This is a genomic window from Cellulomonas hominis, from assembly GCF_901521055.1.
Taxonomy (GTDB): domain Bacteria; phylum Actinomycetota; class Actinomycetes; order Actinomycetales; family Cellulomonadaceae; genus Cellulomonas; species Cellulomonas endometrii.
The window spans coordinates 45,165-53,796 of sequence record NZ_CABEGA010000031.1 but is presented as its reverse complement, the minus strand read 5'-3'; the positions used below and the strand labels follow the sequence as shown (position 1 = coordinate 53,796).

Here is an 8,632-nt window from a genome sequence, read left to right as displayed (position 1 = left end):
CAGTGGGTATCGTCGGCAGCGGCGGATGGTTATAAGGGACAGGTAGTGAGGTGGGCCGCGTCAAGGCACGTAGCGCTGTGTGACGCGGAAAGCCGAGGGTTTATAGTCGTCGCTTTTTTTTTGGAGATTTGGCATCACTGGAAGTGCAAAACCTAACCCTTGGTCGCCAGCGTCAGGTGTTTATAGGGCACCTCCCGGAAGGACACCATCGTGAGATCCCGCCGATCCCGCGCCCCCCTCGGGGCCGCCCTGGCCGTCGTCGCCGCCCTGGCCCTGGCCGCCTGCGGCTCCGGCTCCGGCGGGTCGTCCGCCGGCTCCTCCGCCTCCGCCGACGGCTCCGCCGAGATCGTCATCGGCTCGACGAACGAGCCGACCGGCCTGGTCCGCAACGTCGGCGGGTCGTCCGGCGTCTCCCAGACCATGACCCGGAACGTCTACGAGGGCCTGACCTCCGTGGACGTCGACGGCCAGGTGATCCCGACCCTCGCCGAGTCCTGGGACGTCTCCGAGGACGGCTTGACCTACACGTTCCACCTGCAGCCGGACGTGACCTTCCACGACGGCACCCCGCTGACCGCGGACGACGTGGTGTGGAGCATCTCCGAGGCCATCGGCCCGGAGTCGAAGTCGGCGCGCAAGAGCGACCTCCTCGTCATCCAGCAGGCGACCGCCGTGGACGACGCGACCGTGCAGCTCGACCTGTCGCGCCCGTCGCAGGGCCTCACGTTCTACCTGGCGTCGGTCACCGTAGTGAAGGACGGCGACACCGAGCTGACGACGGACAACGGCACCGGCCCGTACCGGTTCGTCGAGTGGGTGCAGGGCGACCACCTCACCATCGAGAAGAACGACGACTACTGGGGCGAGCCCGCGAAGAACGCCGGCGTGACCTTCCGGTTCTTCCAGGACACGACCGCGCTGAACAACGCGCTGCTCACCGGTGACCTGGACCTCGTCATCGCGGAGGACTCCCCGGACCAGCTCGTGCAGTTCGAGGACAACCCGGACTTCACGATCACCGAGGGCACGTCGACCACCAAGCAGCTGTGGGCGTTCAACGACCGCGTCGCGCCGTTCGACGACGTCCGCGTCCGCCAGGCGCTGTACAAGGCCATCGACCGCGAGGCCATCCTGTCGGCGGTGTGGGACGGCTACGGCCAGGTCATCGGCTCGATGGTGCCGCCCACCGACCCGTGGTTCGTCGACCAGGCCGACGTGCACGCCTACGACCCGGACGCCGCCGAGGCGCTGCTCGCGGAGGCCGGGGTCAGCGACCTGGAGATCTCCGTGGACTACATCCCGGACGACACCACCGAGGCGATCCTCGCGCGCTGACCAAGAACCTCGAGGCCGTCGGGGTCACGCTCACGCCGAACCCGATCGACGACGCCACCTGGTACCAGAAGGTCTACACGGACCACGACTTCACCACGACCCTCATGGGCCACGTGAACCCGCGCGACGTGCTCTGGTACGCGAACCCCGACTTCTACTGGGGCTACGACAACCCGCAGGTGCAGGAGCTGGTCGCGCAGGCCGACCAGGCGGCGACCGAGGAGGAGCAGGTCGACCTGCTCACCCAGGTGAACGAGACGATCGGCGAGGAGGCGGCCTCCGCGTGGCTGTACCTCGACCCGCAGATCCGCGTCGCCCGCGCGGAGATCACCGGCTTCCCCGTCGACCAGGTGACCGAGTCCTTCTACGTCGCCGACATCGTCCGGGAGTCCTGACCCCGTGCGACTCCTGCTGCTCCGGATCGGCTCCCTGCTGATCTCCCTGGTCCTGGCGAGCGTGCTCGTGTTCGTCGTCCTCCGGCTGCTACCGGGCGACAGCGCGGGCACCTTGCTGGGCGTGGGCACCACCGCCGACCAGCTCGAGCAGCTCCGCAGCGAGCTCGGGACGGACCAGCCGGTGGTGACGCAGTACCTGCAGTGGGTGTCGCAGCTCCTGCGGGGGGACCTGGGCACGTCGTTCGTGTCCCGGCTCCCCGTGGCGGACCTGATCGCGCAGAAGCTGCCGATCACGGTGCCGCTCAGCGTGTCCGCGTTCGTCCTGGCCGTGCTCGTGTCGGTGCCCCTCGGCGTGCTCGCCGCGGTGCACCGGCGCGGGCCGGTCGGGGTGGGCGTGTCGGCGGTGTCCCAGCTCGGCGTCGCGGTCCCCGTCTTCTGGGTGGGCGTGCTGCTGGTGCTGGTCTTCGCCCTGCAGCTCGGCTGGCTCCCCGCGGGCGGGTTCCCGCGGGAGGGCTGGGCCGACCCGGCGGCGGCCGTGCGGTCGCTGGTGCTGCCGGTCGTGACCGTGGCGATCGCGATGTCCGCCGTGATGGTCCGGTACGTGCGGTCCGCGACCCTCGACGTGCTCGACCAGGACTACCTGCGCACGGCACGGTCGCTGGGCTACGGGCGGTGGCGGGCGCTCGCGCGGCACGGCCTGCGGAACGCCGCCGTCCCGGTCGTGGCGATCCTCGGCATCGAGCTCGCGACCTCCCTGCTGGGGGCCGTCGTCATCGAGAACGTGTTCGCCCTGCCGGGGCTCGGCACCCTGCTGCTCGACTCCGTGACCTCGCGGGACCTGCCCGTCGTGCAGGCGCTGGTGCTGGCGCTGACCGCCGTCGTGCTGGTCACCAACACGCTGGTCGACCTCGGGCAGCGGGCGATCGACCCGCGCCTGCGCGCGACGCGGGAGGTGGCCGCGTGACCGAGCTCGCCACCACCGCGCCGCTCGCGACCGGGACCGACCCGGCCGGCACCGGCACCGACCGGGCCGGTGCCCCCGCGCGCCGCCGGCGCGGCCTGCCGCCGTCGCTCGTCACCGGGGCCGTGCTGGTCGGCGTCGTCGCGCTGGTCGGCCTGGTGTCCCTGGTGTGGACGCCGTACGCGCTCGACGACACCGGCACCGGCGAGCGCCTCGCGGGCCCGAGCGCCGCGCACTGGGGCGGCACCGACCGGCTCGGCCGGGACCTGCTCAGCCAGCTGATGACCGGTGCGGGGAACGCGCTGGTCGTCGCGGTGGCGTCCATGGTCGTGGCCGGGGTGCTCGGCGTCCTGGTCGGGCTGCTGGCCGGCGCCACCCGCCGCTGGGTGGACGTCACGCTGCTCTCCGCCGTCGACCTGCTGATCGCCTTCCCGACCCTGCTGCTCGCCATGCTGATCGTCACGGTCCGCGGCGCGTCGCTGTCGTCGGCGATCTGGGCCATCGGCATCTCCGGCTCCGCGGTCATCGCGCGGGTCACCCGCGTGAACGTCGCCCGCGTGCTGCGCGAGGACTACGTCACCGCCGCCCACGCCGCGGGCACCGGCTGGTGGGGCACCGTGCTGCGGCACGTCGTCCCGAACGTGTGGCCGACGCTGCTGGTCCAGCTCATGCTGCTCGGCGGCGGTGCCGTCCTCGCCGAGGCGTCGCTGTCGTACCTCGGGCTCGGTGCCCCGCCGCCCAACGCGTCCTGGGGCCGCCTACTGCACGAGGCGCAGTCCACGATGCTCGTGCAGCCGTGGGGCGCGATCCTGCCGGGGCTCGCCATCGTCGTCACCGTGCTCGGGCTCAACCTGCTCGGCGACGGCATCCGCGAGCGCACCGACCCGAGCCTGCGAGGCGACCGATGACCCCGCTGCTGTCCGTCGAGGACCTCACCGTCACGACGTCCGGCGGGCGCGCCCTGCTCGACGGGGTGTCCTGGTCGCTCGACGCCGGCGGCCGGCTCGGGGTGGTCGGGGAGTCGGGGTCCGGCAAGTCGATGACGGCGCTCGCCGTGCTGGGGCTGCTGCCCGACGGGATGCGCGCCACGGGCCGGGTGCTGCTGGACGGCACGGACCTGCTCACGCTGCCGCCGCGCCGGCTCGCCCGCGTGCGCGGCGCCCTGGTGGCCATGGTGTTCCAGGAGCCGCTCACCGCGCTCGACCCGCTGATGACCGTCGGGCGGCAGATCACCGGCCCCCTGCGGCTGCACCGCGGGTTGCGCGGGTCGGCCGCCCGGGACGAGGCCGCCCGGCTCGCCCGGCTCGTGCACCTGGACGACACCGAGCGGATCCTGCGCTCCTACCCGTGGCAGCTGTCCGGCGGGCAGCGGCAGCGCGTCGCCCTGGCCATGGCCCTGGCGTGCGAGCCCCGCGTGCTCCTGGCCGACGAGCCGACCACCGCCCTCGACGTGACCGTGCAGGCCGAGGTGCTCGACCTGCTGGACGACCTGGTGGACCGCACCGGCGTGGCCCTGGTGTTCGTCTCGCACGACCTGCCCGTCGTCGCCCGCGTCGCCCGGGACCTCGTCGTCATGCGCGACGGCCGCGTGGTCGAGCACACCACCGTCGGGTCGGCGCTCGCCGGCGGGGACGCGGCGTACACCCGGGAGCTCGTCGCCGCGGCGCGGGCGGTCACCGGGCTGCCGGGGCCCGCGGGCACCGGCGACGCCACCGCTGCCGAGGAGGACCCCCGATGACCGCCCCCCTGCTCGAGGCCGCCGGCGTCACCCGCGCGTTCGGCGCGACGCGCGCGCTCGACGGCGTGGACGTGCGCGTCGAGGCGGGCCGCAGCATCGGGATCGTCGGCGAGTCCGGCTCCGGCAAGTCGACGCTGCTGCGGCTGCTGCTCGGGCTCGACTCGCCCACGTCGGGCGCCGTCCGGTACCGCGGCGAGCCCCTCGACCGCCGCGACCGCGGGCTGCTGCGCCGGCTGCGCGCCGACGTGCAGCCGGTGTTCCAGGACCCGCGCTCGTCGCTGGACCCCCGCATGCGGGTCGGCGCCGTGGTCGCCGAGCCGCTGCGCTCGCTGAAGGTCCCGGGCGACCACCGGGCCCGGGTCGCGTCGGTCCTGGCGTCGGTCGGCCTGGACCCCGACGTCGCGTCCCGGTACCCGGCGCAGTTCTCGGGCGGTCAGCGCCAGCGCATCGCGATCGCCCGGGCCCTGGCGCCGTCGCCGTCGGTGCTGGTCGCCGACGAGCCGGTCAGCGCGCTCGACGTCTCCGTGCGCGGGCAGGTCGTCGACCTGCTGCAGCGCCTCGCCGCCGAGCAGGGGCTGACCCTCGTGCTGGTGTCCCACGACATCGCGATCGTGGGGCGGCTGTGCGAGCGCACCGTCGTGCTGCACCACGGCCGCGTGGTCGAGGAGGGCGCCACGGCCGACGTCCTCGCGGACCCGCGCGAGCCGTACACCCGCCGCCTGCTCGCGGCGGTCCCCCAGCTCCCGGCGGTCTGACCCGGAGCCCGGGGCGGCTCAGCGCGGCGGGGGCCCCGAGCTCTCGCGGACCACGAGCTCCGGCTGCGGGTAGCGTCCGCCGTCGTCCTGCGCACCGGGGACGCCGCTGCGGGAGAGCAGCCGCCGCACCGCCAGCCGTCCGGCCGCGCGCGTCGGGATGCGCACGGTCGTGAGGCGGGGCAGGACGCGGGTCGCGATGGCGAAGTCGTCGAACCCGACCACCGACAGGTCGCGCGGCACCTCCAGGCCGGCCGCCTGCGCCGCCTGCAGCACGCCCGCGGCCATCTCGTCGTTCGCGCAGAACACGGCGGTCGGCCGCTCCGCGAGGTCGAGCAGCCGGCGGCCGGCGGACAGCCCCGACTCGAAGGTGTAGTCGCCCTCGACGACGAGCGCCGGGTCGAGCCCCGCCCCGGACGCGGCCAGGCCCTCCTCGAAGCCCGCACGCCGCTCGCGCCCGGACAGGAACGACGAGGGGCCCGCCACGACCGCGATGCGCTCGTGACCCAGCTCCCGCAGGTGCGCGGCGACCAGCGCGGCGGCCGGGCGGTCGGCGCCCGCGACGCTCCGCCCCGGGTCGTCGACCTGGGCGGGGGTCACGCGGACGTACGGGACCTGCAGCTCGTCCAGCAGGGGGCCGAGCCGCTCGTCCTCCGACACGGACGACGTGAGCACGACGCCGTCCAGCCGGTGCCGGTGCACGAACTCGCGCAGGCGCTCGACGAACCGCGGGTCCGACCGCTCCAGCGGGAAGCTCACGAGCGCGTAGCCGGTGCCCTCGAGCCCGTCCAGCAGCCCCTGCTGCATGGTGATCAGGTACTCGGGGTTCGGGTTGTTGAACACGTGCCCGACCAGGAACGCGCGCCCCGTGGCGAGGCCCTGAGCCTGCGCGCGGGCGACGTAGCCGTGCTCGGCGATGAGGGCCTCGATGCGCGCGCGCGTCTCGCTGCCGACGCCCGGCAGCCCGTTGACCACCATCGACACCGACTTGGTGGACACCTGCGCGAGGTCCGCGATGTCGCGCATCGTCACCCCGCCGGTCCGGGGCCCGCCCGGGTCCTGCGCCTGCCGACGCCGTGCCATGAACCGCTCGCCCCTTCCGTGGACCGGCGTGCGGGGGCGCGCCGACTCCGCGGCCCATCGTAGGAGCCGCGCCCGGGCCCCGACGGGAGGTCCCCGCAGGTCGTTCTTGCGTAACCGGTTACTCTCCCTCTAACGTAACCGCTTACTCGATGAAGGAGCAGCACATGGGCGTGCAGGAGGCGACCGCGGTCGCGACCGCACTGGTGGCGGCGCGGCGGGCATCCACCGCGCTGGACGGGTTCCCGGGCGCGATCCCGGCGGACCTCGACGCGGCCTACGTGGTCCAGAACATCGGCATCGGCCTGCGGCAGGAGCGGGTCGTCGGCTGGAAGGTCGGCATGGTCCCGCCGCAGTGGCGCGAGCGCGCCGGTGCCGAGCGGCTCGTGGGCCCGGTCGTCGAGAGCCTCCTGTGGTCCGCGCCGCGCGGACGCCTCCGCCTGCCGGCCATCGCCGGCGGCACCGCCTGCGTCGAGGCCGAGATCGTCCTCGAGGTCGGGCGCGACGTCCCGGCGGGCGCACGGACCTGGACCGCCGACGACGCCCGCGAGGTGCTGGGCGGGGTGCGGCTCGCCGTGGAGCTCGCGGGCAGCCCGGTGCCGGACATCAACGGGCTCGGCCCCATGGCCGTCGCGTCGGACTTCGGCAACAACGCCGGGCTCGTCCTCGGCCCGCGGGTCACGGACGACCCCGCGACGTGGCTCGGGCTGGCCTGCCGGACCTGGGTCGACGGCGAGCTCGTCGGCGCCGCCACGCCCGGCGACGTCCCGGGCACGCCGCTCGAGGCCTTCCGGTTCGCGCTGCAGGTCTGCACCGCCCGCGGCCACGCCCTGCGCGCCGGCGACGTCGTCGCCACCGGCGCGGTCACCGGCGTGCACGACGTCCGGCCCGGTCAGAGCGCGGAGCTGCGCTACGGCGACCTGTTCCAGGTCGAGATCGACGTGGTCGAGGCCCTCTCGACCGCCCTCCACCCCGATGAAGAGAGCTGGAGACGATGAAGGTGGAAGAACGATGAGCACGAAGGCGGGCGAGACGCTGGTCTCGACCGCGACGGCGCGGATGACGAAGTACCGCTGGGTGATCGTCGCGCTGCTGTTCACCGCGATGACGATCAACTACATCGACCGGCAGACCCTCGGCCTCCTCAAGGCCGACCTGTCGGAAGAGCAGGGCTGGTCGGAACGGGACTACGCGAACGCGATCTTCTGGTTCCAGGCGGCCTACGCGGCCTCGTACCTGGTGTGGGGTCGCGTGATCGACCGGATCGGCGCCCGCTGGGGCCTCGGCATCGCGTTCGCGATCTGGCAGGTGGCGCACCTCCTGCACGCCGGGATGCGCAGCCTGACCGGGTTCATCTTCGCGCGCGTCCTGCTGGGGATCGGCGAGGGCGGCGGGTTCCCCGGCAGCATCAAGGCCGTCACGGAGTGGTTCCCCAAGAAGGAGCGCGCCTTCGCGACCGGGCTGTTCAACGCCGGCACCAACGTCGGTGCGATCGCGACCCCGCTGATCGTGCCCGCGATCGTGCTGACCTGGGGCTGGCAGGCGGCGTTCATCGTCACCGGCATCGGCGGCCTGCTGTGGCTGCCGATCTGGTTCCTGGTCTACAAGCGCCCGCAGGACCACCCCCGCGTCTCGGAGGCCGAGCTCGCGCACATCACGCAGGACCCCGAGGAGCCGGCGGAGAAGGTCGACTGGCGCGCCATCGTCCGGCTCCGGGAGACCTGGGCCTTCGCGCTCGGGAAGTTCCTCACCGACCCGATCTGGTGGATGTTCCTGTTCTGGCTGCCGGACTTCCTCGGCAAGCAGTACGGGCTGGACCTCAAGACCTTCGGCCCGCCGCTCGTGGTCATCTACCTGCTCTCGGACGTCGGCAGCGTCGGCGGCGGCTGGCTGTCCGGCCGGTTCATGCAGCGCGGCTGGTCCATCAACCGCGCCCGCAAGACGACCCTGCTGATCTGCGCGCTCCTGGCCCTGCCCGTGGCGTTCGCGGGGCAGGCGAGCAGCCTGTGGCTGGCGGTCGGCATCATCGGTCTCGCGACCGCCGCGCACCAGGGGTTCTCGGCCAACCTGTACACCCTGCCCAGCGACGTGCTGCCGCGCGGCGCCGTGGGGACCGTCGTCGGCCTGGGCGGCATGCTCGGCGGCATCGGCGGCATGCTCATGGCCCAGTACGCCGGCTACATCCTGGACCGGGTCGGGAACTACACGCCGATCTTCCTGGTCTGCTCGGTCGCCTACCTGCTGGCGCTCGGCGTCATCCACCTGCTCATGCCCCGGATGACGCGCGTGACGATCCCCGCCTGACCGTGCGCCGCCGCGGCACGCCCGCGCACGCCCGCAGCACCACGGCGTGCCGCGGCGGCACCCCTGT

At 73.6% G+C, this 8,632-nt stretch carries 9 protein-coding genes; 8 read left to right on the top strand and 1 reads right to left on the bottom strand.

The window, feature by feature from the left end; translation table 11 throughout:
• The first annotated feature begins 210 nt into the window (after positions 1-210).
• The 6 genes from KJP73_RS09525 to KJP73_RS09505 all read left to right on the top strand — a co-directional run bounded on the left by KJP73_RS09525 (position 211) and on the right by KJP73_RS09505 (position 5,184).
• Positions 211-1,335, top strand: coding sequence for an ABC transporter substrate-binding protein (locus tag KJP73_RS09525; RefSeq protein ID WP_249669267.1), 1,125 nt, complete (start codon positions 211-213; stop codon positions 1,333-1,335).
• A gap of 104 nt (positions 1,336-1,439) precedes the next feature.
• Entirely contained in the window at positions 1,440-1,730 is a 291-nt protein-coding gene (locus KJP73_RS19255) for a hypothetical protein (RefSeq protein WP_249669266.1), read from the top strand.
• 4 nt (positions 1,731-1,734) lie between these two features.
• On the top strand, positions 1,735-2,694 hold the full coding sequence (locus KJP73_RS09520) for an ABC transporter permease (protein ID WP_213282610.1): 960 nt from the start codon (positions 1,735-1,737) through the stop codon (positions 2,692-2,694).
• Positions 2,691-3,599 carry an ABC transporter permease gene (locus KJP73_RS09515; RefSeq protein WP_213282609.1) on the top strand — a complete coding sequence of 303 codons (909 nt, stop codon included), beginning with the start codon at positions 2,691-2,693 and terminating at the stop codon, positions 3,597-3,599. Before KJP73_RS09520 ends, KJP73_RS09515 begins: the two co-directional genes overlap by 4 nt.
• Positions 3,596-4,429, top strand: coding sequence for an ATP-binding cassette domain-containing protein (locus KJP73_RS09510; RefSeq protein ID WP_213282607.1), 834 nt, complete (start codon positions 3,596-3,598; stop codon positions 4,427-4,429). The genes KJP73_RS09515 and KJP73_RS09510 overlap by 4 nt, the downstream gene beginning before the upstream one ends.
• The gene (locus KJP73_RS09505) at positions 4,426-5,184 is read left to right on the top strand and encodes an ABC transporter ATP-binding protein (protein WP_213282606.1); all 759 of its coding nucleotides are present in this window, start codon (positions 4,426-4,428) and stop codon (positions 5,182-5,184) included. Before KJP73_RS09510 ends, KJP73_RS09505 begins: the two co-directional genes overlap by 4 nt.
• 18 nt (positions 5,185-5,202) lie before the next feature.
• On the opposite strand, the gene KJP73_RS09500 is transcribed toward KJP73_RS09505, so the two are convergent.
• On the bottom strand, positions 5,203-6,264 hold the full coding sequence (locus KJP73_RS09500; RefSeq protein WP_213282604.1) for a LacI family DNA-binding transcriptional regulator: 1,062 nt from the start codon (positions 6,262-6,264) through the stop codon (positions 5,203-5,205).
• A 149-nt stretch (positions 6,265-6,413) separates the two neighbouring features.
• Here KJP73_RS09500 and KJP73_RS09495 point away from each other — a divergent pair, with 149 nt between their 5' ends.
• Together KJP73_RS09495 and KJP73_RS09490 are read left to right on the top strand one after the other, a co-directional pair.
• Complete coding sequence (locus KJP73_RS09495; RefSeq protein WP_213282602.1) at positions 6,414-7,259, top strand: 2-keto-4-pentenoate hydratase; 846 nt, start codon at positions 6,414-6,416, stop codon at positions 7,257-7,259.
• A gap of 13 nt (positions 7,260-7,272) precedes the next feature.
• Positions 7,273-8,565: an MFS transporter gene (locus KJP73_RS09490; protein WP_213282595.1), complete on the top strand. Its 1,293-nt coding sequence runs from the start codon at positions 7,273-7,275 to the stop codon at positions 8,563-8,565.
• The last annotated feature ends 67 nt before the right edge of the window (positions 8,566-8,632 follow it).

Excerpts from the sequence above, each read along its gene's own strand:
- KJP73_RS19255 (WP_249669266.1), top strand. The coding sequence starts at position 1,440 with ATGGGCCACGTGAACCCGCGCGACGTGCTCTGGTACGCGAACCCCGAC.
- KJP73_RS09510 (WP_213282607.1), top strand. The coding sequence starts at position 3,596 with ATGACCCCGCTGCTGTCCGTCGAGGACCTCACCGTCACGACGTCCGGC.
- KJP73_RS09505 (WP_213282606.1), top strand. The coding sequence starts at position 4,426 with ATGACCGCCCCCCTGCTCGAGGCCGCCGGCGTCACCCGCGCGTTCGGC.
- KJP73_RS09500 (WP_213282604.1), bottom strand. The coding sequence starts at position 6,264 with ATGGCACGGCGTCGGCAGGCGCAGGACCCGGGCGGGCCCCGGACCGGC.
- KJP73_RS09495 (WP_213282602.1), top strand. The coding sequence starts at position 6,414 with ATGAAGGAGCAGCACATGGGCGTGCAGGAGGCGACCGCGGTCGCGACC.
- KJP73_RS09490 (WP_213282595.1), top strand. The coding sequence starts at position 7,273 with ATGAGCACGAAGGCGGGCGAGACGCTGGTCTCGACCGCGACGGCGCGG.